This is a genomic window from Kitasatospora sp. NPDC032121 (genome assembly GCF_055580145.1).
In genome coordinates, this window is sequence record NZ_JBVILX010000008.1 from 314872 (window position 1) to 341866 (window position 26995).

A 26995-nucleotide genomic window follows, 5' to 3' on the forward strand; every position below is an offset into this window, starting at 1 on the left:
TCTCCGGAGGCGACACACGGGGCCCGGTAGACTTGCCGCCATGGCTATCTTCTCCGGGCAATAGCGGGTGGCGGCGCCACGAGGGCCGCGCCGACCGCCGTTGAAGTCCCCCTCACGCCAACCCGGCCCCGGGTCCGTCGTACCCGGCCGCCCGCCCACGTCCCAGGAGTAGTCCTCAGCCATGATTTCCGCCAACGCCCTCGAACTGCGTGCCGGTGCCCGGATCCTGATCGAGTCCGCGAGTTTCAAGGTCGCCGCCGGCGACAGGATCGGTCTGGTCGGCCGCAACGGCGCCGGCAAGACCACGCTCACCAAGGTGCTGGCCGGCGAGGGCCTGCCCGCCGCCGGCACCGTCACCCGGTCGGGCGAGGTCGGCTACCTCCCGCAGGACCCGCGCACCGGTGACCTGGACGTCCTCGCCAAGGACCGCATCCTGTCCGCCCGCGGCCTCGACACCGTGCTGAAGAAGATGCGCGAGAACGAGGACCGGATGGCCAACGGCAAGGGCGCCACCCGGGACAACGCGATGAAGAAGTACGCCCGGCTGGAGACCGAGTTCCTCACCAAGGGCGGGTACGCCGCCGAGGCCGAGGCCGCCACCATCGCCGCCGCGCTGGGCCTGCCGGACCGCATCCTCGGCCAGCCGTTGCACACCCTCTCCGGCGGTCAGCGCCGCCGCGTCGAGCTGGCCAGGATCCTCTTCTCGGACTCCGACGTGCTGCTGCTCGACGAGCCCACCAACCACCTGGACGCCGACTCGATCGTCTGGCTGCGGGACTTCCTGAAGACGTACAAGGGCGGCTTCATCGTCATCTCGCACGACGTCGACCTGGTCGAGACGGTCGTCAACAAGGTGTTCTACCTGGACGCCAACCGCTCCTGCATCGACGTCTACAACATGGGCTGGAAGCAGTACCAGCAGCAGCGCGAGGACGACGAGAAGCGCCGCAAGCGCGAGCGGGCCAACGCCGAGAAGAAGGCCGCGACCCTCAACGCCCAGGCCGACAAGATGCGCGCCAAGGCGACCAAGACGGTGGCCGCGCAGAACATGGCCCGCCGTGCCGACAAGCTGCTCTCCGGCCTGGAGCAGGTGCGCCAGAGCGACAAGGTCGCCAAGCTGCGCTTCCCGGAGCCGGCCCCGTGCGGCAAGACCCCGCTGACCGCCAGCGGCCTGTCCAAGTCCTACGGCTCGCTGGAGATCTTCACCGACGTCGACCTGGCGATCGACCGCGGTTCGCGGGTCGTCGTGCTCGGCTTCAACGGTGCCGGCAAGACCACCCTGCTGCGGATGCTGGCCGGGGTGGAGCAGCCGGACACCGGCGAGGTGATCCCGGGCCACGGCCTGAAGATCGGCTACTACGCCCAGGAGCACGAGACGCTCGACCCGGACCGCAGCGTGCTGGAGAACATGCGCTCGGCCGCGCCGGACACCGACCTGGTGCAGATCCGCAAGATCCTCGGCTCCTTCCTGTTCTCCGGCGACGACGTCGACAAGCCGGCCGGGGTGCTCTCCGGTGGTGAGAAGACCCGTCTGGCGCTGGCCACCCTGGTGGTCTCCTCCGCCAACGTGCTGCTGCTCGACGAGCCCACCAACAACCTCGACCCGGCCAGCCGCGAGGAGATCCTGGGCGCGCTGCGCGAGTTCTCCGGGGCGGTCGTCCTGGTCACCCACGACGAGGGCGCGGTCGAGGCGCTCGACCCGGAGCGGATCATCCTGCTGCCGGACGGCGTGGAGGACCTCTGGAACCCGTCCTACGCCGATCTGGTCTCCTTGGCCTGACCGGAAGTAGACGCGAGATCCGCTTTTCGGATGAGAATATCTAGTCCTTTCGGCGTGTCCGGGAATGAAGTAGACCCGGATTCCGTTTAAGGACTTTCCGTCGGCCCGCCACTCGATCGTGGTCGGGCCGACGCTGCTGATCAGCTATTTCTCGGCGAACGGCGACTTCCACCCGGGGGCGTGCACTCTGTGTGAGCGCCCTGATGCGCTCGGATCACCACCGTAGGACCACGCATTTCCGACATCGACCTTGTCGAATGGGTGGCCAGGACGCGATGGATGGGTGATCATGGGAATCTGACCGAGCAACGCTACGAGGAGGCACGGGTGGCCGAGACTCTGAAAAAGGGCAGCCGGGTGACCGGTGCCGCGCGTGAGAAGCTCGCGGCCGATCTCAAGAAGAAGTACGACTCCGGGGCGAGCATTCGCGCTCTCGCGGAGGAGACCGGTCGTTCGTACGGCTTCGTGCACCGGATGCTGAGCGAATCCGGAGTCATTCTCCGGGGCCGCGGCGGTGCCACGCGGGGCAAGAACAAGGCAACTGCCGGGGCCGGGTCCTGACGGTTAGTCAGCCACCGGCTGGATGACGCGGCGGCAGGGCGCCGGCCGAGGAGACGGCAGCTGACCACCAGCTGGGCGTCCGCCCTCGGGTCGTGTGGACCGGCCGCCGATCGTCATGTCCGGGGTGTCGTCCGCCCCCCGTTCTTCACGTCCGTTCGTTTTCCTTTCGAGCTTCGCTCCGCTCCGCTTTCGCGTTCCGTCGAGCGCCGTGGGCCCCGTCGATCTTTTCGGGCCGGGGCCCCTGCCCTCGCGTCTCGAGTTTTGTTACTCTCCGGTAGCCAAGTCCCTCGCCACCGGAGGTTCCCGCATGACCGCTCCCGCCACCGACCCGCAGGCCCCGAGCTGGGAGCGCGACGGCGTCCGCCTGGAGATCGACGGTGAACTCGCCGTCGTCACCCTGTGCCTGCCCAAGCGGCGCAACGCCCAGTCGCCCGCGCTCTGGCGCGCCCTCACCGCGGCCGGCCGCGAGCTGCCCGGCAGCGTCCGAGTGGTGCTGCTGCGCGCGGAGGGCGTTTCCTTCTCCGCCGGGCTGGACCGGGCCATGTTCACCCCCGAGGGCATCCCGGGTGAGCCCACCTTCCTCCAGCTCGCCGCCTCCAGCGACCAGGAGCTGGACGACGCCATCGCCTCCTACCAGGAGGCCTTCACCTGGTGGCGCCGCCCGGACCTGATCTCCATCGCGGCGGTCCAGGGCCACGCCGTCGGCGCGGGCTTCCAGCTGGCCCTCGGCTGCGACCTGCGGGTGGTCGCCGAGGACGTCCGGTTCGCGATGAAGGAGACCTCGCTGGGCCTCGTCCCGGATCTGGCCGGCACCAAGCCGCTCACCGACCTCGTCGGCTACGCGCGGGCGCTGGAGATCTGCGCGACCGGCCGCTGGGTGGGTGCCGAGGAGGCCGCCGCGATCGGGCTGGCCAACCTGGCGGTGCCGGGCGAGGAACTGGACGCCGCCGCCCGCGACCTCGCGGCGGCCCTGCTGGCCGCTCCGCGCGGGGCCGTGATCGAGACCAAGGCCCTGCTGCAGGGGGCCGCCGGGCGCTCCTTCGACGAGCAGCGTTCGGCCGAACGGGCGGCGCAGGCCCGCCGACTGCGGGAGCTCGCCGGGATCGGCGACTGACCGCGCGGTGACGGCGCAGGGCCCGGCCCCGGGAGATCCTCCCGGGGCCGGGCCCTGCCCTTTGTGCGGGGCGGGGGCTTCCGTGCGGGGAGCCGGCCGTCGGCGCTCGGCGGGCGGGGTTCGTGGCGAAATGCCAGAGTTGTGGAGGCTTGCGATATAGCTGGAGCCGCACGACGGGAGAAGCGCCATGCCTGACACTCCGACGCCCGCGACCATGCACAAGCACACCAGCGGCGGCAGCGCCGCGACCGCCGGCCCGCCGCCGGGGGCCGGCGGCGGTACCAAGCCGGCCGGCGAGCGCGGCCGCACTGCGCTGGCCGTCGGCGTGGTGGAGAAGATCGCCGGGATGGCGGCCCGTGAGGTCGCCGGGATCCACGCGCTCGGCTCCGGGCTCGCCCGTACCTTCGGTGCGATGCGGGACCGGGTGCCCGGCGGCAAGCCCAGCGTCGGGCGGGGGATCAAGGCCGAGGTCGGCGAGAAGCAGACCGCGATCGACATCGCCCTGGTGGTCGAGTACGGCGTGGTCATTCCCGAACTCGCCCGCCAAGTGCGGGAGAACATCATCAACGCGGTCGAACGGATGACCGGCCTGGAGGTCGTCGAGGTCAACATTTCGGTCAACGACGTCCACCTCCCGGACGAACCGGAGTTCGAGGAGGAAGAGGTGCCGGAGACGGCGCCCGGGCAGCGGCCGAAGCTCAAGTAGCGCGTTCGGCGGGGCGGGGCGGGGCGGGGGCGGGTCGGGGTCGGGTTGTCGGCGGCTCGGCGATGGCTCGGCGGCGGTTGGCGGTGGGTTGGTGGCGGGTCGGATCAGGGCCGGACGAGGTAGCTGGAGACGAGGGAGTAGCGGATGAACCTGGCCATCATCGGCCTGGCGGCGGGTATGGCCCTCGGCTTCGCCGGGTACTTCGGCGGATTCGCGGCCTTCCTGCTGGTGGGCGCGCTCGGGCTGGTCGGCTTCGTGGTCGGGCGCCTGCTGGAGGGAGACATCGAGCTGGGCGACCTCGGGGACCTGCTCCGCGGCCGCGACCGGCGTCACTGATGGCGGGCGTCGCGTCCGGTCCGGGGCGGGTTGCGGTCCCTTCCCGTTCGGGCTCCGGTCCGGATTCCTCGGCGGTCCCCGGGTCGGGTTCCGCCGTGGGATCCGTGCCGGGCCGTCGGGGGCGGCTCCGGGTCGCCGACCGGGTGTACGCCCGGATCGCGGCCCGGGCCGCCCGGGAGGTGCTCGCCGATGCCTGGCCCGCCGGGCGGGCGAAGGGGGCGCCGCCGCATGTCTCGGTGACCGTACCGGGCAGCACGGTGACGGTCCGGGTGGAGCTCGAGCTGCCGTTCCCCTCGGACATCGCGGCGCTGGCCGGGGCGGTGCGGCAGCGGATCGCCGAACGGGTGGTGGGGCTGACCGGGACGAGGGTGTCGGAAGTGGTCGTCGTGGTCGAGAAGTTGGTGACGGGGGGCGCCTCGTGGGCGTGAACGAGGAGGATTCCGCGACGGCGGGCGTGGAAGGGGCGGCGCCGAAAGCCCGGCCGCGGAGGGTGAGACGGCTGCGGGCTCCGCGTACGGCCGCGGCGGCGCTGGTGGCGACCGGGGTGCTGGTGATGGCGGGGGCACTGCTGTACGACGTGATCGCGGTGCGGGTGGGGCAGCCGGCGCGGCGGTGGCGGGCACAGATCGCGGACGAGCTGGCGACACGCCACCTCGACGACCTGGGAGTGCTGGTGGGGGCCGGAGTGGCGACCGCACTCGGTGGGTGGTTGCTGTGGCTGGCCGTCGCGCCAGGGCTGCGGCGGTGGCTCGTGCTGCGTCCGTACGGGGGGACGTCGGCGGCCATCGACCGGGCCGGGGTCGGGCACCTGTTGGCGGACCGGGCGGCGGGCCTGGACGGGATCGACCACCTGCGGATCCGGGTCGGTCGGCGGCGGGTCTGGATCTCGCTGGCGGGGGTGGCGGATCCGGCGTTGGTGCAGCGGCAGCTGCGGGACGAGCTGGAGCGGGTGGGGCTGGGGCGGCCGTTGCGGCTGGACGTGCGGATGGCACGAGGGGCCGCCGGCGCGGTGGGGGAGGACTTCGGTGCGGGGACGGGCGCGGGGACGGGTGGCGGCGCGGGTCGCGGTGAGGGGGTGGCGGGGTGAGGAGGACGGTCGTCAACCGGGTGCTGCTGGGGCTGGTGGGTGCGGTGCTCTTGGGCGTCGGGGTGCTGGTGTTGGCGGGCGGGCTCGACCTGTACCGGCGGCTGGGCGTACATCCGCCGGACTGGTGGCCGCTCACCTCGCCCGACCAGCCGGTGGTGAGCGCGCGTTCGCGGCGGCAGTGGGTGGCGTCGGCGTGGTGGTGGCCGACGGTGATCGGCGGGTTGGCCGTGCTGGTGGCCGGGATGGCGTGGTGGCTGGTCGCGCAGCTGCGGCGCAGCGGGCTGCCGAGCATCGCGGTGCCGACGCCGGGCGTGAGCGGGCTGCGACTGCGGATCGGTGCGCGGGCGCTGGAAGAGGCGCTGGAGAACGGGACGGTGGTGCTGCCGGAGGTCGAGCGGGCCGGGGTGCGGCTGGTGCGGGCACCGAGGCATCCGCGGTTGCGAGGCGCGGTGCGGTTGCGGCCGGGCGGGGATCCGGCCGCGCTGGTGGAGCACTTCGAGGACGGGCCCCGGGCGGATGCGTGCGGGAGCCTGCGGCTGGCGGAGTTGCCGGCCGATCTGCGCATCCGGGTCCTGCAGGCGGCCCCCGCCGAGCCGCGGCACGGGTGGGGGCGGCGGGGTCGGCGGGGGCGTCGGCAGTCGAGGGTGGAGTAGTCGGGACGGAGTAGCCGGGACTGACTGATCGGGATCGATTGGTCAGGAATGAGTGATTGGGAGTTGCGAGGGCGTCAGAGGGTGCGGAGGGCGCCGCCGTCGACGGGGACCATGAGGCCGGTCAGGTAGGAGGCGGCGGGGGACAGCAGGAAGGCGGCGACCTTGCCGAACTCCTCGGGGGCGCCGTACCGGCCCAGCGGGATGGTGGCGGTGGCCTTGGCGCGAGCGGCCTCGGGGTCGGGGGTGAGGCCGTCGAGCTCGCGGACCCGGTCGGTGTCGATCCGGCCCGGGAGCAGGCCGAGCACACGGATGCCGCGGGGGCCGAGCTCGTCGGCGAGGGACTTGGCGGCCATGGCGAGGCCCGGGCGCAGGCCGTTGGAGATGCCGAGGCCCGGGATCGGCTGGCGGACCGAGCTGGAGAGCACGAAGGCGATCACACCGCCCTCGGGGAGCGCGGCGGCGGTGGCGCGGGCGAGCCGGAGGGCACCGAGGAAGACGGACTCGAAGGCGTCGCGCCAGGCGTCCTCGGGGGTGGTCTCGACGGGGCCCGCCTGGGGGCCGCCGACGCTGATCAGGATGCCGTCGAGACGGCCGAAGTGGTGCCGGGCCTCGGAGATGAGGCGCTCGGGGGTGTCGGGGTCGGCGTTGTCGGCGACGAGGCCCCGGGCGGTGCCGAGGGTCCCGAGTTCGGCGACGGCGGTGTCGACGGCCTGCTGGGTGCGGCCGCTGACGAGCACGCGGGCGCCGTCGGCGGCGAGTTCGCGGGCGCCGGCGAGGCCGAGGCCTCGGGTGGCGCCGGTGACGATGTAGGCCTTGTCTTTCAGTCCGAGATCCATGGGGACATAGTGCCCGGTGGGGGTTGGGGTTCGAGGGGTGGGCTCTCGGCATGGTTGGGCCGAGGGCGGTTCCGGGGGCGGTTCCGGGGGTGGGGGGAGGCCGCCGCCCGGTGGGGTCGGGTGAGGGGTGATCGGAAGCCGGGGCAGGGCTGGCGTTGACGTCGGGGGGAAGGTTTACGGTCGTTGCCGGAAGTGCGGGAGGAGTGGTTCGGCGTGCGGATCGGGGAGTTGGCGGAGCGGGCGGGGACGACCACGCGGGCGTTGCGGTACTACGAGCAGTTGGGATTGTTGCCGGCCCGGCGGGCGGGCAACGGGTACCGGGCGTACGACGAGGGGGATCTGCGGTTGCTGCGGGAGATCCGGATGTTGCAGGACTTCGGGTTCGGGCTGGAGGAGACCAGGCCGTTCGTGGAGTGCCTGCGGGCGGGGCACCCGGAGGGGGACTCCTGTCCGGCCTCTCTGGAGGTGTACCGGCGGAAGTTGGGGGAGCTGGACGAGTGCATCGCCCGGCTCCAGGAGGTGCGGGCGCAGGTGGCGGGGCAGTTCGATCGGGCCGTGCGGGCACGGGACGAGTTGGCCGCCGTCCGGGAGCCGCCCCGCTGTGAACTGGTGAAGGAGTAGACGGTGGTGGAGATCACGGGTGTGCCGGCGGTGACGGACGACACGTTCGCCGCGGAGGTGCTGGCGGCCGAGGGCCCGGTGCTGGTGGACTTCACGGCGGACTGGTGCCCGCCGTGCCGGATGATGGCGCCGGTGCTGGCGGACATCGCGCGGGAGGAGGCGCACCGGTTGCGGGTGGTGAGCGTGGACGTGGACCGCAACCCGCGGACGCAGGCGGCGTACGGGGTGTTGTCGATGCCGACGCTGATGGTGTTCCGGGGCGGGCAGCCGGTGCGGTCGGTGGTGGGGGCGCGGGCGAAGGCGCGGTTGCTGCGGGAGCTGGACGACGTGCTCTAGGCGGGGGCGGCTTCGAGCTAGGCGGGGACGGCCTCGAGCGGGACCTCGGCTTCGGCGGCCTGCTTGGCGCGGTCCTTGGCCTCGCGGCGGGCGAGGACCCAGACGCCGACCGGGATCATCGCGGTGAACAGCCACCACTGGATCGCGTAGGCCATGTGCGGGCCGATGTCGGAGTGGTTGGGCTCGGGGATCAGCTGGGGCTGGTCGGCCGGGGCCGGGGTGGTGCCGGTGAGTTCGAGGTAGCCGCCGAGGAGGGGGACGCCGGTCCGCTTGGCCTGCTCGTCGGTGTTGATCAGGTTGAACTGGCGGTCCGGCAGGCCGGTGCGGTCCTTGATGCCGCTGGCGCCGTACGTCTCCTCGGCGCGCAGGCGGCCGGTGAGGGAGACCTCGCCGGCGGGGGCGGCCGGGACGGGGGGGTACTCGGTGGCCCCGTCGCCGGAGGCGACCCAGCCGCGGTTGACCAGGACGGTGCCCTTGCCGTCGGCGAGCTGGAACGGGGTCACGACGAAGTAGCCGATGGTCCCGCTGGAGTCGGTCCGCTTGCGGACCACGAACTCGTGTGCCGGGTCGTACTGACCGGTGGCGGTCGCCGCGCGCCAGGTGAGGTCCTTGGGGACCGCGAAGCCGGGGGTCGGCGACAGGGTGTCGAAGGGGACCGGCGCGGCCGTGAGGGCCTGGCCGATCAGCTCGTTCCGGGCCACCCGTGCCTCGTGGCGGTGCAGCTGCCAGAAGCCCAGCTTGATCGTCGCGGGGATCAGCAGCAGTGCGACCAGCATGGTGATCAACCACTGTCGGGTCAGCAGAAAACGGTACACATGGGAACGGTACGCCGACCTCACAACCGGCTCACGCACCGGGGTGCGGGGCGACCTCGCGCAGCAGCTGGAGGAAGGCGTCCTCGCCGACGACGGGGGTGCCGACCTCGCGGGCCTTGCGGGCCTTGCCGCTCCAGCTGTCCGGTTCGTTGGTGACCAGCAGGCTGGTGAGGCGGCTCACGGAAGTGGCGATGTGCAGTCCGGCCTCGACCGCGCGGTCCTCCAGGACCTCGCGGTCGGTGGCGGTGTCGCCGGTGATGGCCACCCGCATGCCCTGGACCAGCGGCTTGCCGTCCTCCCAGCGCCCCGGGTTGGGGTACGGGCAGGGCCGGCGCTTCTTGGCCTGGCGGTACGTGGCGCCGGTCCAGCCGGTGCGGCTCGGGCCGGCGGGCTCCTCCTCGCCGAGGTCGGTGACCGCGACGCAGTTCTGCAGCGGCAGCGGCACGCCGCCGTCACGGGCGAGGTGCAGGCTGGGGCGGAAGGCCTCGGCGAGCACCCGGGCGTCGTCCAGGGCGTTGTGGGCGTGGCGCTGCTGGACGCCGAAGTGGGCGGCGAGCGAGGACAGCTTGCCGTTGGGCAGCGGCAGCCGCAGGTCGCGGGAGAGGACCATGGTGCACAGCCGCTGCTCGACCGGGGCGCGCAGGCCGGCCCGGGAGAACTCGCGGGAGATCATGTTCCAGTCGAACAGCGCGTTGTGCGCGACCAGGACGCGGTTGCGCAGACGCGCGGCGAACTCGTCGGCGATCTGCGGGAAGGTCGGGGCGGTGGCGAGCAGTTCGGCGGTGAGGCCGTGGATCCAGACCGGGCCCGGGTCCCGTCCGGGGTTGACCAGGGTGTACCAGTGGTCGACGACGTCGCCGTCCGGGTCCAGCTGGTAGACGCCCGCCGAGATGACGCGGTCGGAGCGGCCGAGACCGGTGGTCTCGACGTCGACGACCGCGAAGCCCCGGGAGGGGTCGGCGGAGCGCTGCGCGGGGACCGGCGCGGTCCGCGGCACTCCGTACGTCTCGGGCTGGATCGGTTGCATGGTCCAACAGGATAAGGGGCCGGGCGGGGGGTTCCGGCCGGAATGATCCGATGGACCGGCCGGAATAGAGTGGTCGCGGGGGGTGTCGTACACCTGGTCGAAACCGTTCAGCTAAGGAACAGCGCATGCGTGCCACCGTGATTCACGGCCCCAAGGACATCCGGATCGAGGAAGTCCCGGACCCGGTGATCCAGCACCCGACGGACGTGGTGCTCCGGGTGGTGAACGCCTGCATCTGCGGCAGTGACCTGTGGGCCTACCGTGGGGTCGCGCACCGGGTGGCCGGGCAGCGGATCGGGCACGAGTTCCTCGGGGTGGTCGAGGAGGCCGGCGCCGAGGTGCGCGGCTTCGTCAAGGGCGACCTGGTGGTGGCACCGTTCGTCTGGTCGGACGGGACGTGTGACTTCTGTCTCGAAGGCCTCCAGACCTCCTGCCCGCACGGCGGGTTCTGGGGGCAGGTCGGTTCGGACGGCGGCCAGGGCGAGGCGGTGCGGGTGCCGTTCGCGGACGGGACGCTGGTGAAGCTGCCGAAGGAGGCGGCGGGCGACGAGAAGCTGCTGCCCGGGCTACTGGCACTGTCCGACGTGATGTCGACCGGACACCACGCGGCGGTCTCGGCGCGGGTGCGGCCCGGCGCGACGGTCGCGGTGGTCGGCGACGGTGCGGTGGGCCTGTGCGGCGTCCTGGCGGCGCACCGGCTGGGCGCGGGCCGGATCATCGCGCTGGGCCGGCACACGGCCCGTACCGAGCTGGCCCGTCGCTTCGGCGCGACGGACGTGGTGGCGGAGCGCGGCGAGGCCGCGGTCGAGGCGGTGAAGGAGCTGACCGGCGGTCAGGGCGCGCACGCCGTCCTGGAGGCGGTCGGTACCGAGGAGTCGATGCGGACGGCCGTCTCGATCGCCCGGGACGGCGGCGCGGTGGGCTACGTCGGGGTGCCGCACGGAGGCAGCGCGGGCGTCGACATCGGTCAGATGTTCGGCCGAAACGTTTCGTTGAACGGCGGAGTCGCCCCGGCCCGCGCGTACATCCCCGAACTGCTGCCGGACGTGCTCTCGGGCGCCATCGAGCCGGGGCTGGTCTTCGACCGCACCGTCGGCCTGGACGACGTTCCGGACGGCTACCGCGCGATGGACGACCGCTCGGCCCTGAAGGTGCGGATCGCGTTCTGAGTCCTCGGCCTCCCGGGACCGGGGGGGGGGGGGGGGGGGGGGGGGGGGGGGGGGGGGGGGGGGGGGGGGGGGGGGGGGGGGGGGGGGGGGGGGGGGAGGGTACTCTCGTACTTTCTCCCCCCCCCCCCCCCCCCCCCGCCCCCCCCCCCCCCCCCCCCCCCCCCCTCCCACCCCCCCCCCCCCCCCCCCCCCCCCCCCCCCCCCCCCCCCCCCCCCCCCCCCCCCCCCCCCCCCCCCCCCCCCCGGTGCCGTGTTCCGGGTGGGGCTGGAGGGGCGGGGCATCACTGGGATGGGCTGTTTTTCGGCCAATCGGATGGTGCGAGGGGGTGAACGGTCGACTGATCGCGGTCAACCCCTTCCGGGGTGGGCGGGACGCTCCTAGCATTGCGCGGCGCGCACCAGACCTGTGATGCCCCTCACGCTCGACCGTTCCCCCGTGTGACACATACGCCGAAGGAGTGAGGAGACAGCGTGGATTCGCCGCCGCTCACCACCACCGCCGCCACGGAAGCCCAAGTCATCGACGAAAGCGAGGAGTTCCGCACCCTGCGGCGCTCGTTCCGAAGCTTCGCCTTCCCGGTCACCATCGGCTTCGTGCTCTGGTACCTGCTCTACGTCCTGCTCTCCTGCTACGCCCCGGGACTGATGCGCACCAAGGTCCTCGGGCACGTCAACGTGGCCCTGGTGCTCGGGCTGCTGCAGTTCGCGACCACCTTCGCCATCGCCGCCTGGTACGCCCGCTACGCGGACCGGCGGATCGACCCCGCCGCCGCGGCGATCCGCGAGGCGCACGGCGCCGTCGTCCACGCCCCCCGGGAGTCCGCCGAATGACTCTGCTCGCCAGCTCCGCCACCGAGCACCGCGGCCTGACGATGGCCCTGTTCGGCGTGTTCGTCCTGGCCACCCTCGGCATCACCGTCTGGGCCGGGCGGCAGACGAGGAGCGCCTCCGACTTCTACGCGGGCGGCCGCGGCTTCACCGGCTTCCAGAACGGCCTGGCCATCTCCGGCGACTACATGTCCGCCGCCTCCTTCCTCGGCATCGCCGGGACCATCGCGCTCAGCGGCTACGACGGCTTCCTCTACTCGATCGGCTTCCTGGTCGCCTGGCTGGTCGCCCTGCTGCTGATCGCCGAACCGCTGCGCAACTCCGGCCGCTTCACGATGGCGGACGTGCTCGCGTTCCGGATGCGCCAGCGCCCGGTGCGCACCGCGGCGGGCGTCTCCACCATCGTGGTGTCGATCTTCTACCTGCTCGCCCAGATGGTCGGAGCCGGCACCCTGGTGGCCCTGCTGCTGGGGGCCGAGGGGAGTGCCGCCAAGCGCTGGACCATCGTCGGGGTCGGCGCGCTGATGATCGTCTATGTGGTGATAGGAGGGATGAAGGGCACCACCTGGGTGCAGATCGTCAAGGCGGTGCTGCTGATCGTCGGCGCCGCGCTGATGACCGTCCTGGTGCTGGCCAAGTACCACTTCAACCCCTCCGAACTGCTCGGCGCGGCGGCGAGCGCGAGCGGCAAGGGCGAGGCCTTCCTCCAACCGGGGCAGAAGTACGGCACCGGCACCGCCAAGCTCGACTTCATCAGCCTGGGCATCGCGCTGGTGCTCGGCACCGCCGGCCTGCCGCACATCCTGGTCCGCTTCTACACCGTGCCCACCGCCAAGGCGGCCCGGAAGTCGGTGCTCTGGGCGATCGGCATCATCGGCGTCTTCTACCTGATGACCCTGGCGCTCGGCTTCGGCGCGGCCGCGCTGGTCGGCTCCAAGGCGATCAAGGCGGCCAACGCGGCGGGCAACACCGCGGCCCCACAACTGGCCGAGGCGCTCGGCGGAGGCGTCGGGACCACCGGCGGCGCGATCCTCCTCGCGGTGATCTCGGCCGTCGCCTTCGCCACCATCCTGGCCGTCGTCGCCGGGCTCACGCTCGCCTCCTCGGCCTCCTTCGCCCACGACCTCTACGCCAACGTGATCCGGCGCGGGAAGGCGAGCGAGCGGGAGGAGGTGCTGTCGGCGAAGTGGGCCGCGGTCGCGATCGGCGCGGTGGCGATCGTGCTCAGCCTCTTCGCGGACAAGCTCAACACCGCCGCCCTCGTCGCCCTGGCCTTCGCGGTCGCCGCCTCGGCGAACCTGCCCACCCTGCTCTACTCGCTGTTCTGGAAGCGGTTCACCACCGTCGGCGCCGTCAGCTCGGTCTACGCCGGCCTGGTCACCTCGGTGGTGCTGGTGGTCTTCTCCCCGGTGGTCTCCGGCGCGAAGACCTCGCTCTTCCCGCACTCCGACTTCCACTGGTTCCCGCTGGAGAACCCCGGCCTGGTCTCCATCCCGGTCGGCTTCCTGGCCGGCTGGCTCGGCACGCTGCTGTCCACGGAACGCCCCGATCCGGCGAAGTACGCTGAACTGGAGGTCCGCTCACTGACCGGGCTGGGCGCCCACTGATCGTCCCGCGATGACTATGCTGGCCCGGCCCGCCGTGACGGTGGCCGGGCCGGCCGCATCTCGGGGAAGGACGCACGTGCTGCTCGACACCTTCGGACGCCAGGCCGTCGACCTGCGGGTCTCCCTCACGGACCGGTGCAACCTCCGCTGCACCTACTGCATGCCGGAGGAGGGCCTGCAGTGGCTGGCCAAGCCGGACCTGCTGACCGACGAGGAGATCGTCCGGCTGGTCACCGTCGCCGTGCGCGACCTGGGCGTGCGCGAGGTCCGCTTCACCGGCGGCGAGCCGCTGCTGCGCCCCGGGCTGGTCGCCGTCGTCGCCGCCTGCTCGGAGCTGGAGCCGCGCCCGGAACTCTCGCTGACCACCAACGGCATCGGGCTGGCCCGCACCGCGACGGCGCTGCGCGAGGCCGGCCTCGACCGGGTCAACGTCTCGCTGGACACCCTCGACCCCGAGGTGTTCCACACCCTCACCCGCCGCCACCGCCACCAGGACGTGCTGGACGGGCTGGCCGCCGCCGAGGCCGCCGGGCTGGCGCCGGTGAAGCTCAACGCGGTGCTGATGCGCGGGGTCAACGACCACGAGGCGGCTGACCTGCTGGCCTGGTGCCTGGAGCGGGGCTACGAGCTGCGCTTCATCGAGCAGATGCCGCTGGACGCCCAGCACGGCTGGGACCGCGCGTCGATGGTCACCGCGACGGAGATCCTGGACCTGCTGCGGGCCCGCTTCACGCTCACCCCCGAGCCGTCCGCCCGCCGGGGCGCGGCACCCGCCGAGCGCTGGCTGGTGGACGGCGGCCCCGGCCGGGTGGGCGTGATCGCCTCGGTCACCCGGCCGTTCTGCCGGGCCTGCGACCGCACCCGGCTGACCGCCGACGGCCAGGTGCGCAACTGCCTGTTCGCGACCGGCGAGACCGACCTGCGCACCGCGCTGCGCTCGGGCGCGGACGACGCCGAACTGGCCGCGCTGTGGCGGGCGGCGATGTGGGGCAAGAAGGCCGGGGCCGGGATCGACGACCCGGAGTTCCTCCAGCCCGAGCGGCCGATGTCCGCGATCGGCGGCTAGGCCGGCTTCCCGGAACCCTCGGTGCTCGCGGTGCTCTCGGAGGCCTCGGGGGTCCACTCGGTGAAGGCGACGACCTCCTTGAGGAAACCGCGCACCCCGAGGAACTGGGACAGGTGCTCGCGGTGCTCGTCACAGGCGAGCCAGGTCTTGCGGCGGTCCGGGGTGTGCAGCTTGGGGTTGTTCCACACCAGCACCCAGCCGGCGTCCGCCCGGCAGCCCTTGGCGGAGCAGATCGGCGTCTGCGGGGTTTCCATCGGGCCGTCCTCAACGATTGGCGGGTACGTCTGCGCCGCCAGTCTGTCACGCCCGCCCGGGCCGAACGGATCCGTCCGGGCATGACGACGCCGGGCAGCCACGGGGGGAGCCGCCCGGCGTCGGTCCGTCGCTCCGACGGGGGATGCGGAGCGCGTACGCAGTATGTCACGCGAAGACCCGGGGTTGGGGAGGTCTTGCATGATTAATCTGAGCTTCTTCTGAGCTTTCTCCGGGCCGGACGGGGGTGAAGCGGCATGAAACGGACGGTCAGTCCACGTCCTGTGAAGGATCGGTGGGAGCGGCCTTTGCCTCTCCTGTACCGGCCTTCGCGGCCGCTCCACCCGTCCCGCCCGCCCCACCCCTCCCGCCGGGGCCGAGCATCAGCGGGGTGTCGAGCGGGATGTCGAAGGTGCTCGGCAGCCCCGGGGCCCGCTCCCGGCCCGCGTTGGCGATCAGCACCGCGAAGTACGGCAGCAGCACGGCGCCCGCCAGCGCGGCGAACGCCAGGATCCGCTGGACGTCCCACAGCACCACGGCGAGCAGCACGCAGGCCGTACGGACCAGCATCGAGATGACGTAACGGCGCTGGCGTCCCCGGACGTCCTCGGTGAGGCTGCTGCGCGCCCCGGTGATCCGGAAGACCTGCCCGCCGTCGGCGCTCTTGCCCATGTGTCCTACCGCCCTCGTCACGCACCCGCGCGCCTGGCCGCGCGGCCTCCTCACGGTACGCCCGGCCACGGGCGGCGACGAGACCGGGTGGGCCGGACCCACCCGGTCGGGTACGCGAAGGGCCTGTCCGGCGGAGCGGACAGGCCCTTCGGTCGGGGCGCCGGCGAGGCGGCGCGGCCCGGTCGGCTACGAGCGCCGGGAGAGGTACTGCGGGGGCACGGCGTCGGTGAGCCAGACGCCGTTCTCGCTGAGCCGGAACTCGTGGCCGGCCGCCGTCATCGCCGCCGCGTTCACGGTCAGCACCACAGGACGGCCGTGCCGGGCGCCGACCCTGGTCGCCGTCTCGGTGTCCGCCGAGAGGTGGACGTCCTGGCGGGCCATCGGGCGCAGCCCCTCGTGGAAGATCGCCGCCAGGTGCCGGTCGGCGGTGCCGTGGTAGAGCACGGACGGCGGAACCGTGGCGGCCAGACCGAGGTCGACCGCCACCGTGTGGCCCTGGTTGGCGCGGATCGAGAGACCGTCCGGGGAGTAGCCGAAGCGGCGCTTGTTGTTGGTCGCCACGACGTGGTCCAGCTCGGCCCGGGTGAGTGGCCTGCCTCGGGCCGCGAGCGCGGTGAGCAGCTCGTCGACCCGGACCCAGCCGGCCCCGTCCAGCGTGATCCCCACCAGCCCGGGCTCGTGCCGCAGGATGCGCGACAGCATCTTGCTCGACCTGACCAGGCGCTTCTCGTCCATCATGTCTCTCGTATCCCCCGTAGGTCAGTGGCTAAGAGGCCTGGCTGACCGAACTCATGTTGAAGTCCGTGACACGCACGGGTGGCATCGCGGTGCGGGTGACGACGTCGCTCCACTCGCGGGGCAGGCAGCGTTCGGTGCGGCCCACCTCGGTGATCCGGTCCAGCAGGTCCACCGGGGACTCGTTGAACCGGAAGTTGTTGACCTCGCCGACGACCTCGCCGTTCTCGACCAGGTAGACGCCGTCCCGGGTGAGGCCGGTGAGCAGCAGCGTCGCCGGGTCCACCTCGCGGATGTACCAGAGGCAGGTGAGCAGCAGGCCGCGCTCGGTGCGGGCGATCATCTCGTCCAGCGTCGGCGCCGACTCCTGGTCGGCCGTCTCCAGCACCAGGTTGTCGATCGCCGGGCGCAGGGGCAGGCCGGTGAGGGCGGCCGCGTGGCGACTGGTGATCAGGTCGTTCAGCACACCGTCGCGGATCCACTCGGTGGCGGCGATCGGCTGGCCGTTGTCGAAGACGGAGAAGTCCCCGCCGGTGGAGTGGGTCAGCACGAACGGCGCGGCCTCCAGGCCGGGCTCGCGCGGGTCCGAGCGCAGCGTCAGCGGCAGGGAGCTGAGCTTGTCGCCGAGCCGGGTGCCGCCGCCGGGCTTGGAGAAGACCGTCCGGCCCTCCTGGGCGTCCCGGCCGCCGGCGTTCCAGTTGAGGACGACCAGCAGGTCGGCGACGGCCGAGGGCGGCAGGAGCGTCTCGTACCGGCCGGCCGGCAGGTCCACCTTGCGGGCGCCCCAGCCGAGCCGCCTGGTCAGCCCGGTGTGCAGGGCGGTGAGGTCGACGTCGGCGAAGTCCCGGGTGGCGGCGCCCACCCAGGCCGAGCCGGAGAGGTCGGCGGTCTTGGCGTTGATCTCGACCATGCCGGTGGGCTGGTCGTGGCGCAGCCGCAGGCCGGTGGAGCTGCCCAGGTAGCTGGAGGTCATTTCGTGCCGGGCGAAGCCGTACAGCAGTTCGCCCTGGGCGGCGGCGCGGGCGAAGGCCTCGCCGAGGGCCGGGCCGAAGGCGTCGAACACCTCGATGGAGGTGAGCGCCGGCGGCTCCGTGAAGTCCGGCGAGGAGGGCTGGTCGGCGATCAGCGGCTGGGCGTCCTCGGCCGGTCCGGCCGCGCGGGCGGCCTCCTCGGCGGCCCGCACCAGGCCCTCCACCTCCTCCGCGGTGACGGCCTCGCGGGAGACCACACCGGAGGCGGTGCCCTCGGCGCCCGCCACGGTGGCGATCACGGTGAGGCGGCGGCCGCGGGTGACGCCGTTGGTGGTCAGCGCGTTGCCGGCCCAGCGCAGGTTGGCGGTGGACTCCTCGTCGGCGATCACCACGCAGCCGTCGGCGCGGGAGAGGCCGAGCGCCAGCTCGACGAGTTCGTGGGGCTGCTTCGCGGTCATCAGTGACCCGCCTCCTGCTGGGTGTTGAGCACGTTGACGTTGCGGAACAGCGCCGACGGGCAGCCGTGGCTGACCGCCGCGATCTGACCGGGCTGCGCCTTTCCGCAGTTGAAGGCACCGCCGAGGAGGTAGGTCTGCGGGCCGCCGACCGCCGCCATCGAGCCCCAGAAGTCGGTGGTGGTGGCCTGGTAGGCGAAGTCCTTGACCTGGCCGGCGAGCTCGCCGTCCTTGATCGCGTAGGCACGCTGCCCGGTGAACTGGAAGTTGTACCTCTGCTGGTCGATCGACCACGAACGGTCGCCGACGATGTAGAGGCCGTTCTCGACCTGGGCGAACAGGCCCTCGGTGTCCGGGCCGTCGGCGGCGGGCTGCAGCGAGACGTTGGCCATCCGCTGCACCGGGACGTGCGAAGGGGAGTCGGCGAACGCGCAGCCGTTGGAGCGCTCGAAGCCCTTCAGCCTGGCGATGCCGCGGTCCAGCTGGTAGCCGACCAGGACGCCGCCCTTGACCAGGTCCCAGGACTGGGTGGCCACGCCCTCGTCGTCGTAGCCGATGGTGGACAGGCCGTGCTCGGCGGTGCGATCGCCGGTGACGTGCATCAGCTCGGAGCCGTACTTCAGCGAGCCGAGCTGGTCGAAGGTGGCGAAGGAGGTGCCGGCGTAGGCGGCCTCGTACCCGAGCGCGCGGTCCAGCTCGGTGGCGTGGCCGATCGACTCGTGGATGGTCAGCCAGAGGTTGGTCGGGTCGATGACCAGGTCGTAGCGGCCCGCCTCCACGCTCGGGGCCCGCATCTTCTCGCCCAGCAGGACGGGCAGTTCCGCGAGCTCGGCGTCCCAGTCCCAGCCGGTGCCCGTGACGTACTCGTAGCCGCGGCCGACCGGCGGGGCGAGCGTCTGCATCGAGTCGAAGGCGCCGGTGCGCTCGTCGACCGAGGTGGCCTCCAGGTCGGAGTGCACCCGGATCCGCTGCTGGGTCGTCACCGTTCCGGCGGTGTCCGCGTAGAACTTGTTCTCCTGGACGGTGCGCAGGGCTGCCTGGACGTGCGAGACGCCCTCGGCCGCCAGCAGCCGGGAACTGCGCTCGGCGAGCAGCGCCGTCTTCTCGGCGTCCGGCACCTCGAAGGGGTTGACCTCGTACGCGGAGACCCAGGTGACGTCGCGGTACACCGGCTCGTCGGCCAGCTCGACCCGCTCGGCGGTGCCGGCCGCCCGGCTGATCCCGCCGGACAGGCGGGCCACCGCGACGGCCTGCTCGGCGACCCGGGCCGCCGCATCGGCGGTCAGGTCGACACCGGCGGCGAAGCCCCAGGCGCCGTCCAGAAGCACCCGGACGGCGTAACCGAGCTGCACGCTGTCGGAGGTGCCGGCGGGACGCGCGTCACGCAGCCGCCAGGAGGCGCTGCGGATCCGCTCCAGCCGGAAGTCGGCGTGGCTCACGCCCAGTTCGCGGGCCCGGGTGAGGGCGGCGTCGGCGAGGGGCCGCAGCGGCAGGGCGAGGAACAGCGGGTCGACGGCGCGCCCGTGCGGGGCGCCGGAGCGATCGGCCGGAGGGATCGGAGGCAATCGGGCTCCCAGGTCGCGGAGGGTGGCGGTGCGGCGCCACAGGGGCGCCCGCACCGCATCATTTCCCGTCCACCCGGTTTCCGGCCAGCGCATTACGACCGCTGCGCCGCGGTTTCGGACGCGCCGTCCGAAACCGGCACCGTCCGACCGGTGGTGCCGTCTGACCAGCGGGGCCGGTGCCACCGGCCTGTGGGTGCGGGCCGTCAGTCGACGCTCTCCCACCAGCCGTCCAGCTCCGGCGGGTTGTCGACGTCGACCCGCTCGCCGGGCCGCGGCACGGCCAGCGGGACGGCCTGCTCCTTGGCGGCCTTCACCAGCCGCTCGACCGGCTCGGACCACGGGTGCAGGCCCAGGTTGAAGGTGCACCAGTGGACGGGCACCAGCAGGCCGGCGGCCAGGTCCCGGTGCGCGAGGACGGCGTCCTCCGGGGTCATGTGGATGTCCGCCCAGGCCGCGTCGTAGGCGCCGATCTGGACCAGCGCGGCGTCGAACGGGCCGTGCTGCGCGCCGATCCGGGCGTAGCCCTCGAAGTAGCCGGAGTCGCCGGTGTAGAAGACCTTGCGGTTCGGGCCGGCGACCACCCAGGAACCCCACAGGGTGGTGTTGCGGGTCAGCCCGCGGCCGGAGAAGTGGTGCGCCGCGGTGAGGGTGAGCACCAGGTCGCCCAGGGTGCAGGTCTCGTCCCAGTCCAGCTCGATGATCCGGTGCTCGGGGACGCCCCAGCGGCGCAGGTGGGCGCCGATGCCGAGCGGCACCGCGAACGGCGCGGACTGGCTGCGCACCAGGCGCTTGACCGTCACCATGTCCAGGTGGTCGTAGTGGTCGTGCGAGATCAGCACCGCGTCGACCTGCGGCAGCTCCTCCAGCTCGACCGGCACCGGGTGCAGCCGCTTGGGGCCGACGTGCGCGGCGGGGGAGCAGCGGTCGCTCCAGATCGGGTCGAACAGCACCCGGAAGCCCTCGATCTCCACCAGCGCGGAGGCGTGCCCGTACCAGGTGACCTCCACGCCCTCGGCGGCCGGCCCGGCCGGGACGGCGGGGCGGACCGTCGGAACCGGACGCGAGGGGACACGGCCGGCCCGCTCGAACAGCATCCGGCGGGCGGTGGCGCCGTCGAAGCCGGGGGCGCCGGCGGTGCGGGCGAGCGCGGAGGGCGCGTTGTGGAAGACACCGTCGCGGTACTGCGGGGAGTTGCGCACCCGCTCCTCGCGCTCGCCGTCCGGCCGCCGCCCGAACGCCGCCGGGAGGTCGCGCAGAGACCAGGCGGCCGCCCCCAGGCCGGCCGCCAGGGCGGTGAGGGCCAGCAGTCGTCCGCGTCGGTGGGTGCTCCCGGGCCGTGCCTTGGTCATCCGCTCTGCCTTCGTCGCTCACCGGGATGCTCGGGGATCGGTACGGCAGGTCCCGGGCCGGCCCGCACCACGGGGGCAACGGGTGCGCCCGCCCGTGTGGTTCCCGTACAGTCGCCCCGATCCGGGCAGCGCCCGGGCCTGGGCGATGTCCGTCGCCGGGGCGGCGCAGGCGGGTGCGGATTGTCGGATTGCGACAGATCCGCCGGGGTCGCGCTGTGGGAGACCGATGCGCCGCCGCCGCCGACCGCCCGATAGCGTCACATTGCGTGCGCATTCCGACGTACGCGCTCACACACGGAGAGAGGTGGATCGTTGAGCCGCTCGGTTCTCGTCACCGGAGGAAACCGGGGCATCGGCCTCGCGATCGCCCAGGCCTTCGCCGAGGCGGGCGACAAGGTGGCCATCACCAGCCGCTCGGGCGAGGTGCCCGAGGCGCTGGCCAAGTACGACGTCCTCGCGGTCCGCTGCGACATCACGGACGCCGCGCAGGTCGACGCCGCCTTCACCGAGATCGAGCAGAAGCACGGCGCGGTCGAGGTGCTGGTCGCCAACGCGGGCATCACCAACGACACCCTGCTGCTGCGCATGTCGGAGGAGGACTTCACCTCCGTCGTGGACACCAACCTGACCGGCACCTTCCGGGTGGTCAAGCGCGCGTCCAAGCTGATGATGCGTGCCAAGAAGGGCCGTGTCGTGCTCATCTCGTCCGTGGTGGGCCTGTCCGGCTCCCCGGGCCAGGCCAACTACGCCGCCTCCAAGGCCGGCCTGGTCGGTTTCGCCCGGTCGCTGGCGCGCGAGCTCGGCCCGCGCAACATCACCGTCAACGTGGTCGCCCCCGGCTTCGTCGACACCGACATGACCGCCGTGCTCAGTGACGAGCGCCGCGCGGAGATCGTCTCGGGCGTGCCGCTGGGCCGCTACGCGGCGCCCGCCGAGGTCGCCTCCACCGTGCGGTTCCTCGCGTCGGACGAGGCCGCGTACATCACTGGAGCCGTCATTCCCGTCGACGGCGGATTGGGCATGGGTCACTGAACATGAGTGGAATCCTCGAGGGCAAGCGGATCCTGATCACCGGTGTGCTGATGGAGTCCTCCATCGCCTTCCACACCGCCAAGCTCGCGCAGGAGCAGGGCGCGGAGATCATCCTCACCGCCTTCCCCCGCCCGAGCCTGACCGAGCGGATCGCCAAGAAGCTGCCGAACCCGGTCAAGGTGCTGGAGCTGGACGTCTCGAACCCGGAGCAGCTGGCCGGCATCGCCGACCAGGTCCGCGAGCACCTGCCGACCCTGGACGGCATCGTCCACTCGATCGGCTTCGCCCCGCAGGACGCGCTGGGCGGCAACTTCCTGGACACCCCGTGGGAGTCCGTGGCCACCGCGATGCACGTCTCGGCGTACTCGCTGAAGTCGCTGACCACGGCGCTGCTGCCGCTGATGCAGGACGGCGGCTCGGTGGTCGGCCTGACCTTCGACGCGCAGTTCGCCTGGCCGCAGTACGACTGGATGGGCCCGGCCAAGGCCGCCCTGGAGTCGACCAACCGCTACCTGGCGCGCTACCTGGGCGAGCGGGACATCCGCTGCAACCTGATCTCGGCCGGCCCGATCGGCTCGATGGCCGCCAAGTCCATCCCGGGCTTCGGCGACCTGGCCGACACCTGGAACCACCGTTCCCCGCTGAAGTGGGACCTGAGCGACCCGGAGCCGGCCGGCCGCGGCATCGTCGCGCTGCTGTCGGACTGGTTCCCGAAGACCACCGGCGAGATCATCCACGTCGACGGCGGTCTGCACGCCATCGGCGCCTGACGCTCCGCCCGTACGCCGCTGCCCGGCACCCCACGAGGGGTGCCGGGCAGCGGCGTCCTGTTCTCGTTCTCGTTCTCGTTCTTGCTCTCGTTCGGTGGGGCCCCGGGGTGGTTCTGGCTGAGGGCTGAGGGCTGAGGGGTGGGGCAGCCGGGGTCGGGGCCGAGGTGGCGTCGGAGGCCGGCGTGCGGGCGGTCAGGCCTCGATGGTGGCGCAGGGGCCGGGGGCGGCGCGGCCGGCCTCGACGGACGCGCGCTGGGCGTCGCCGTCCCTGATGGCCTCCAGGATGGCCTGGTGGCCGATGTAGCGCTCGGGGACCAGCTCGGGGCCGATGTCGTGCCGCAGGAGTTCGCGGGTGGCCTCGCCGAGGTCGGCGTAGACGGCGAGCAGGACGTCGTTGTGGGCGGCCTCCACCACGGCCTGGTGGAAGGCGGCGTCGGCCTGGACAAAGTCCTCGGCGTCGCCGGAGAGCCAGGCGGCCTCCCGGCGGGCCATCGCGCCGTCCAGCAGCTCCAGGTCGCGCGCGGTGCGGCGGCGGGCGGCGAGGGCCGCGGCCGAGGTCTCCAGCGCCGCCCGCAGCTCCGCGACCTGGGCCTGGTCGGCGTCGGCGAAGCGGCGGTGCATCACGCCGGCCAGCTCGCTGGTGGCGAGGACGTACGTTCCGGAGCCCTGTCTGATGTCGAGCAGCCCGTTGTGGGCGAGGGCGCGGACGGCCTCGCGGACGGTGTTGCGGGCGACACCGAGCTGTTCGACCAGGGCGGCCTCGGTGGGGATGCGGGAGCCGACCGGCCACTCCCCGGAAGTGATCTGGGCACGCAGCTGTGCGATCACCTGGTCGGACAGCGGGGTGCGCCTCGGCGAGGACAGCGCCACGGGGACTCCTTGCGACTACGGCTCGGTGGGGCCTGGGTGGGAGATGGCCGGCGGATGAACGGTCGGCACATCATGCCAATAACGGGGTGCATCAATTCATCCCATCATTCTATGATGCTCTCCATGCCCGCAGCAGACACCACCGCTTCCGCCCGGACCGAGAGCCGGACGCCGGCCGCCGAGTGGTCCGCCACCTCCGGCTCCGCCAAGTACCTGGGCTGGCTGTTCGCCGTCGCGATCGCCGCCGCCGCCTTCAACCTGCGCCCCGTGGTCACCAGCCTCGGGCCGCTGCTCGACCAGGTCCGCGACGACCTCGGGATGAACCCGACGCTCGCCGGACTGCTCACCGCCGTCCCCTCGCTGTGCTTCGCCCTGTTCGGGTTCGCCGCACCGGCCGCGGCCCGCCAGATCGGCCCGATCGCGGTGGTCACGGCCGGGATGGGCGCGATCACGGCGGGCGTGCTGGCCCGCTCCTTCGCCGGCGGCACGGCGGTGTTCCTGCTGCTCACCGCGCTCGCCATGGCCGGTGTGGCGGTCTCCAACGTGCTGCTGCCGGTGGTCATCAAGCGGTACTTCCCGGAGAAGGTCGGTCCGATGATCGGCCTGTACTCGATGGCGCTGTCGGCCGGCACCGCGCTGGCCGCGTTGGTCAGCGTGCCGCTGACCAACGCGCTCGGCGGTGACTGGCGCCATGGACTGGGCGTCTGGGCCGCGCTGGGCGCGCTCGCCCTGGTGCTCTGGCTGCCGGTGCTGATCGCCAAGCGCGAGCGCGGTGAGCGCGCCGACGGCGCCGCCGTCGCCCGGTTGCCCATCACCCGCAGCCGTACGGCCTGGGCGCTGGCCTGCTTCTTCGGCCTCCAGGCCACCGGCGCGTACGTGGTGATGGGCTGGCTGCCGAAGATCTTCCAGGACGCCGGCGTCGACAAGGGCACGTCCGGGGTGCTGCTCGCGGTCACCATGGTGATCGGCGTGCCGGTCTCCTTCGTGCTGCCCAACCTGGCCGCCCGCCGCGGCGACCAGCGGCCGTTCGTGGTCGTGCTGGCCTCCTGCGGCATCGCCGGGTACGCCGGGCTGGCGTTCGCCCCGGCCGGCGGGGCGTGGGTCTGGGCCGTGCTGGTGGGCCTGTCCAACTGCGCCTTCCCGCTGGTGCTGACGATGATCGGACTGCGAGCCAGGACGGCGGGTGGGGTGGCGCAGCTGTCCGCCTTCGCCCAGGGCGTCGGCTACCTGATCTCCGTTCCCGGCCTGATCCTGATCGGCCGGATCTACGACATCACCGGCCAGTGGTACTGGCCGCTGGGATTCCTGGCGCTGCTGCTGGTGCCGCAGATGCTGTTCGGCCTGCGCGCGGCGCGGGCCCGGCACATCGAGGACGAGGCGGTGCACCCGGCGGAGCAGGCCAAGGCGTGACGCCCCGGGCACGGCGTGCGATGCCCTGGAGGAGCGCGTGATGCCGCGGCAGGGCGCGTGCGGCAGTGGAGGGGCGTGTGACGCCGCGGCGGGGCGCGTGAGGCCGCGAGGCGGTCGGACGCGGCGGTGAAAGCCGGGCCTGGGAAGGTCAAGGCCCGGCCAAGGGGGAGGGGCCAGCGGAGGACGGGCGTGTTCGGGATGGGAGACTTTCGGACATGCCCGTTCTCGATCCCAATCCCACCGACGGCCGCAAGCAGCTCGGCCGCATCGCCCTCGCCTTCGGCGCCGTCGTGGTGCTGGTGGCGATCATCGCCACCGTCGCGGCCACGATGGGCTGACGGACGCCCGTGCGCCATCCGACGCCCCGGTGAACGGGGCATGATGACACTCGTCGTTCCTCGGAGTGGCGGCATCCGGGAGCGTCGCGCCGCCGGGCCGCTTTTCTGCCAAGCTTGCTGGGTATGAGCGCCGACACGCCCCGCAGGATCATCGTTCTCCGCCATGCCAAGGCCGACTGGCCGAACGGCGTGGACGACCACGACCGGCCGCTGGCCGACCGGGGCCGTCACCAGGCCCCGGACGCCGGCCGCTGGCTGGTGGACTCCGGCATCAGCCCCGACTACGTGGTCTGCTCCACCGCACTGCGCACCCGCGAGACCTGGAAGCTGGCCGTCCACGAGCTGCCGCAGCGGCCCCTCAAGACCGTCTACGAGGAGCGGGTCTACGAGGCCAGCCCCGGCGAGATCATCGCGGTGCTCCAGGAGACCCCGGAGGAGTACTCGGACGTGGTGCTGGTCGGCCACAACCCGGGGGTGCTGGGCCTGACCCAGGTGCTGGCCGGGGACGCGGGGGACCGGGACGCGCTGGAGCGGCTGCGACTCGGGGGCTTCCCGACGGCGGCGATCGCGGTGCTCAGCTTCAGCGGCTCCTGGAAGGGCGTCGAGCCGGGCGTGGCCGAGCTGGTCTCGTACCACACGCCGCAGGACTGACCCCGGAACGTACGTCAGGGGCGCGCGGATTGATCCACGCGCCCCTCGTGTGTCCGCGGCTGCGGGACGCGAAACGCAGGCACTCCTCGGCGGGCCTCACTCCATCGGCCGTCGCCGGGTCCGCGCCTACTCGGTCGGGGTGCCGTGCAGCGCGTCGGCCGCCTCGACCTCCTCGCGGGTGATGCCCAGCAGGTACAGCACGGTGTCCAGGAACGGCACGTTCACCGCGGTGTCGGCGGCCTCGCGCACCACCGGCTTGGCGTTGAACGCCACCCCGAGGCCGGCCGCGTTCAGCATGTCCAGGTCGTTGGCGCCGTCGCCGATCGCCACCGTCTGCTCCAGCGGCACCTTCGCCTGCTCGGCGAAACGGGCCAGCCAGCGGGCCTTGCCCGCCCGGTCCACGATCTCGCCGACCACCCGGCCGGTGAACCTGCCGTCCACCACCTCCAGGGTGTTCGCGGCCGCGAAGTCCAGTCCCAGCTGCTCCACCAGGTGGTCGGTGACCTGGGTGAAGCCACCGGACACCACCGCGACCTGGTAGCCGAGGCGCTGCAGCGTACGGATCAGAGTGCGCGCGCCCGGCGTGAAGCGGACCTCGGCACGGACCTTCTCGGTCACCGAGGCGTCCAGCCCGGCCAGCAGTGCCACGCGGGCCCGCAGCGACTCGGCGAAGTCCAGCTCGCCGCGCATCGCCGCCGCCGTCACCTCGGCGACCTCCTCCTCGCAGCCCGCGTGGGCGGCGAACAGTTCGATCACCTCGTCCTGGATGAGCGTCGAGTCGACGTCCATGACCACCAGGCGCTTGGCCCGGCGCTCCAGCCCGGCGGCGACCACCGCGACGTCCACCCGCTGGGTGGCGGCCTCCTGGGCCAGGGCGGCCCGCAGCTCGTCGGTGGCCACGCCGGAGACGGCCAGCTCGACCGCCGTCACCGGGTACTTGGCGAGCCGGAAGACACGGTCGATGTTGCCGCCCGAGGCGGTGATCCGGGAGGTGAGCGCGGAGACGGCGGCGGCGGTCAGCGGGTTGCCGAGCACCGTGACGTGCGAACGGCCCTCACGGCGCGGCCGGTTGTCACCGATGCCGGAGAGGATTTCGGCCTGGAGCTTCTGCTCGTCGGCCCAGCGGTGGACGGTGGCCCGCAGTCCACCCTCGGCACCGGGTGTGGGAGGCGGGGTGATCAGGGCGCACAGCGTGATGCGGCCACGGGTGACCACCTGCTCGATGTCGATGACGTCGACGCCGAAGCCGGCCAGCGTCGCGAAGAGGCCGGCGGTGATGCCGGGGCGGTCCTTGCCGAACACCTTGACGAGCAGGGTGCGCTCGTCCGCGGTCCGGTGCTGGGCGGCGGGGAGGGGCTCAGCGGCCAGGGGCGATGCGTTCAT

General features: G+C 72.8%; 30 protein-coding genes. 19 read left to right on the top strand and 11 right to left on the bottom strand.

Going from position 1 to position 26995, the window contains the following annotated elements; all coding sequences use genetic code 11:
• Window positions 1-181 precede the first annotated feature (181 nt).
• The 8 genes from ACZ5OX_RS22390 to ACZ5OX_RS22425 all read left to right on the top strand — a co-directional run bounded on the left by ACZ5OX_RS22390 (window position 182) and on the right by ACZ5OX_RS22425 (window position 6237).
• A complete protein-coding gene (locus ACZ5OX_RS22390) occupies window positions 182-1780 on the top strand; it encodes an ABC-F family ATP-binding cassette domain-containing protein (RefSeq protein ID WP_355262816.1) in 1599 nt (532 codons plus the stop codon).
• A 327-nt stretch (window positions 1781-2107) separates the two neighbouring features.
• Complete coding sequence (locus ACZ5OX_RS22395) at window positions 2108-2341, top strand: helix-turn-helix domain-containing protein (protein ID WP_030059940.1); 234 nt, start codon at window positions 2108-2110, stop codon at window positions 2339-2341.
• Between the two features lie 307 nt (window positions 2342-2648).
• A complete protein-coding gene (locus ACZ5OX_RS22400) occupies window positions 2649-3455 on the top strand; it encodes an enoyl-CoA hydratase/isomerase family protein (protein ID WP_449791887.1) in 807 nt (268 codons plus the stop codon).
• 214 nt (window positions 3456-3669) lie between these two features.
• A complete protein-coding gene (locus tag ACZ5OX_RS22405; RefSeq protein WP_465632362.1) occupies window positions 3670-4161 on the top strand; it encodes an Asp23/Gls24 family envelope stress response protein in 492 nt (163 codons plus the stop codon).
• Between the two features lie 144 nt (window positions 4162-4305).
• The gene (locus ACZ5OX_RS22410; protein WP_449791889.1) at window positions 4306-4497 is read left to right on the top strand and encodes a hypothetical protein; all 192 of its coding nucleotides are present in this window, start codon (window positions 4306-4308) and stop codon (window positions 4495-4497) included.
• A gap of 95 nt (window positions 4498-4592) precedes the next feature.
• Entirely contained in the window at window positions 4593-4925 is a 333-nt protein-coding gene (locus ACZ5OX_RS22415) for a hypothetical protein (protein ID WP_465632302.1), read from the top strand.
• A gap of 62 nt (window positions 4926-4987) precedes the next feature.
• On the top strand, window positions 4988-5584 hold the full coding sequence (locus ACZ5OX_RS22420; RefSeq protein WP_465632304.1) for a DUF6286 domain-containing protein: 597 nt from the start codon (window positions 4988-4990) through the stop codon (window positions 5582-5584).
• A complete protein-coding gene (locus tag ACZ5OX_RS22425) occupies window positions 5581-6237 on the top strand; it encodes an alkaline shock response membrane anchor protein AmaP (protein ID WP_465632306.1) in 657 nt (218 codons plus the stop codon). Before ACZ5OX_RS22420 ends, ACZ5OX_RS22425 begins: the two co-directional genes overlap by 4 nt.
• A gap of 74 nt (window positions 6238-6311) precedes the next feature.
• On the opposite strand, the gene ACZ5OX_RS22430 is transcribed toward ACZ5OX_RS22425, so the two are convergent.
• A complete protein-coding gene (locus tag ACZ5OX_RS22430) occupies window positions 6312-7073 on the bottom strand; it encodes an SDR family oxidoreductase (protein ID WP_465632308.1) in 762 nt (253 codons plus the stop codon).
• Window positions 7074-7286: 213 nt separating this feature from the next.
• Between ACZ5OX_RS22430 and ACZ5OX_RS22435 the strand changes: the two genes are divergently transcribed.
• Both ACZ5OX_RS22435 and trxA read left to right on the top strand, forming a co-directional pair.
• The gene (locus ACZ5OX_RS22435) at window positions 7287-7694 is read left to right on the top strand and encodes a MerR family transcriptional regulator (RefSeq protein WP_449791919.1); all 408 of its coding nucleotides are present in this window, start codon (window positions 7287-7289) and stop codon (window positions 7692-7694) included.
• A 3-nt stretch (window positions 7695-7697) separates the two neighbouring features.
• Entirely contained in the window at window positions 7698-8030 is a 333-nt protein-coding gene (gene trxA, locus ACZ5OX_RS22440; protein ID WP_392878278.1) for a thioredoxin, read from the top strand.
• Between the two features lie 17 nt (window positions 8031-8047).
• Here the strand turns inward: trxA and ACZ5OX_RS22445 are convergent, their stop codons facing one another.
• Together ACZ5OX_RS22445 and ACZ5OX_RS22450 are read right to left on the bottom strand one after the other, a co-directional pair.
• Window positions 8048-8845: an SURF1 family cytochrome oxidase biogenesis protein gene (locus tag ACZ5OX_RS22445; protein ID WP_449791895.1), complete on the bottom strand. Its 798-nt coding sequence runs from the start codon at window positions 8843-8845 to the stop codon at window positions 8048-8050.
• 31 nt (window positions 8846-8876) lie between these two features.
• Window positions 8877-9872 (bottom strand): DEDDh family exonuclease, encoded by a 996-nt coding sequence (locus tag ACZ5OX_RS22450; protein ID WP_465632310.1) that lies wholly within the window; start codon window positions 9870-9872, stop codon window positions 8877-8879.
• Window positions 9873-9997: 125 nt separating this feature from the next.
• Between ACZ5OX_RS22450 and ACZ5OX_RS22455 the strand changes: the two genes are divergently transcribed.
• The 4 genes from ACZ5OX_RS22455 to moaA all read left to right on the top strand — a co-directional run bounded on the left by ACZ5OX_RS22455 (window position 9998) and on the right by moaA (window position 14542).
• On the top strand, window positions 9998-11041 hold the full coding sequence (locus ACZ5OX_RS22455) for a zinc-dependent alcohol dehydrogenase family protein (protein ID WP_465632312.1): 1044 nt from the start codon (window positions 9998-10000) through the stop codon (window positions 11039-11041).
• A 471-nt stretch (window positions 11042-11512) separates the two neighbouring features.
• Window positions 11513-11872: a DUF485 domain-containing protein gene (locus ACZ5OX_RS22460; RefSeq protein WP_465632314.1), complete on the top strand. Its 360-nt coding sequence runs from the start codon at window positions 11513-11515 to the stop codon at window positions 11870-11872.
• The gene (locus tag ACZ5OX_RS22465) at window positions 11869-13476 is read left to right on the top strand and encodes a solute symporter family protein (protein WP_465632316.1); all 1608 of its coding nucleotides are present in this window, start codon (window positions 11869-11871) and stop codon (window positions 13474-13476) included. Before ACZ5OX_RS22460 ends, ACZ5OX_RS22465 begins: the two co-directional genes overlap by 4 nt.
• A 76-nt stretch (window positions 13477-13552) precedes the next feature.
• Window positions 13553-14542 carry a GTP 3',8-cyclase MoaA gene (gene moaA, locus ACZ5OX_RS22470; RefSeq protein WP_465632363.1) on the top strand — a complete coding sequence of 330 codons (990 nt, stop codon included), beginning with the start codon at window positions 13553-13555 and terminating at the stop codon, window positions 14540-14542.
• On the opposite strand, the gene ACZ5OX_RS22475 is transcribed toward moaA, so the two are convergent.
• The 6 genes from ACZ5OX_RS22475 to ACZ5OX_RS22500 form a co-directional block, all read right to left on the bottom strand.
• A complete protein-coding gene (locus ACZ5OX_RS22475) occupies window positions 14539-14796 on the bottom strand; it encodes a hypothetical protein (protein WP_465632318.1) in 258 nt (85 codons plus the stop codon). The genes moaA and ACZ5OX_RS22475 overlap by 4 nt on opposite strands.
• Window positions 14797-15064: 268 nt before the next feature.
• Complete coding sequence (locus tag ACZ5OX_RS22480) at window positions 15065-15466, bottom strand: DUF3099 domain-containing protein (protein ID WP_449791901.1); 402 nt, start codon at window positions 15464-15466, stop codon at window positions 15065-15067.
• Window positions 15467-15652: 186 nt separating this feature from the next.
• Window positions 15653-16201, bottom strand: a complete 549-nt coding sequence (locus tag ACZ5OX_RS22485) for an RNA 2'-phosphotransferase (protein WP_449807682.1) — start codon at window positions 16199-16201, stop codon at window positions 15653-15655.
• A 31-nt stretch (window positions 16202-16232) separates the two neighbouring features.
• A complete protein-coding gene (locus tag ACZ5OX_RS22490) occupies window positions 16233-17630 on the bottom strand; it encodes a metallopeptidase TldD-related protein (protein WP_465632320.1) in 1398 nt (465 codons plus the stop codon).
• Entirely contained in the window at window positions 17630-19183 is a 1554-nt protein-coding gene (locus ACZ5OX_RS22495) for a TldD/PmbA family protein (protein WP_465632365.1), read from the bottom strand. The genes ACZ5OX_RS22490 and ACZ5OX_RS22495 overlap by 1 nt, the downstream gene beginning before the upstream one ends.
• Before the next feature lie 212 nt (window positions 19184-19395).
• A complete protein-coding gene (locus ACZ5OX_RS22500; protein ID WP_465632322.1) occupies window positions 19396-20541 on the bottom strand; it encodes an MBL fold metallo-hydrolase in 1146 nt (381 codons plus the stop codon).
• Window positions 20542-20853: 312 nt separating this feature from the next.
• On the opposite strand from ACZ5OX_RS22500, the gene fabG reads away from it, so the two are divergent.
• Both fabG and fabI read left to right on the top strand, forming a co-directional pair.
• The gene (gene fabG, locus ACZ5OX_RS22505; protein WP_449791904.1) at window positions 20854-21573 is read left to right on the top strand and encodes a 3-oxoacyl-[acyl-carrier-protein] reductase; all 720 of its coding nucleotides are present in this window, start codon (window positions 20854-20856) and stop codon (window positions 21571-21573) included.
• Window positions 21574-21575: 2 nt separating this feature from the next.
• Window positions 21576-22343, top strand: coding sequence for an enoyl-ACP reductase FabI (gene fabI / locus ACZ5OX_RS22510; protein ID WP_449791905.1), 768 nt, complete (start codon window positions 21576-21578; stop codon window positions 22341-22343).
• A gap of 192 nt (window positions 22344-22535) precedes the next feature.
• Here the strand turns inward: fabI and ACZ5OX_RS22515 are convergent, their stop codons facing one another.
• Window positions 22536-23213, bottom strand: a complete 678-nt coding sequence (locus tag ACZ5OX_RS22515) for a FadR/GntR family transcriptional regulator (protein ID WP_449791906.1) — start codon at window positions 23211-23213, stop codon at window positions 22536-22538.
• A gap of 123 nt (window positions 23214-23336) precedes the next feature.
• Between ACZ5OX_RS22515 and ACZ5OX_RS22520 the strand changes: the two genes are divergently transcribed.
• The 3 genes from ACZ5OX_RS22520 to ACZ5OX_RS22530 all read left to right on the top strand — a co-directional run bounded on the left by ACZ5OX_RS22520 (window position 23337) and on the right by ACZ5OX_RS22530 (window position 25612).
• Window positions 23337-24623: a CynX/NimT family MFS transporter gene (locus tag ACZ5OX_RS22520; protein WP_465632324.1), complete on the top strand. Its 1287-nt coding sequence runs from the start codon at window positions 23337-23339 to the stop codon at window positions 24621-24623.
• Between the two features lie 215 nt (window positions 24624-24838).
• Window positions 24839-24961, top strand: coding sequence for an SGM_5486 family transporter-associated protein (locus tag ACZ5OX_RS22525; protein WP_449791908.1), 123 nt, complete (start codon window positions 24839-24841; stop codon window positions 24959-24961).
• 123 nt (window positions 24962-25084) lie between these two features.
• Window positions 25085-25612: a SixA phosphatase family protein gene (locus ACZ5OX_RS22530; RefSeq protein ID WP_449807664.1), complete on the top strand. Its 528-nt coding sequence runs from the start codon at window positions 25085-25087 to the stop codon at window positions 25610-25612.
• Window positions 25613-25738: 126 nt separating this feature from the next.
• On the opposite strand, the gene serB is transcribed toward ACZ5OX_RS22530, so the two are convergent.
• The gene (gene serB, locus ACZ5OX_RS22535; protein ID WP_449791910.1) at window positions 25739-26995 is read right to left on the bottom strand and encodes a phosphoserine phosphatase SerB; all 1257 of its coding nucleotides are present in this window, start codon (window positions 26993-26995) and stop codon (window positions 25739-25741) included.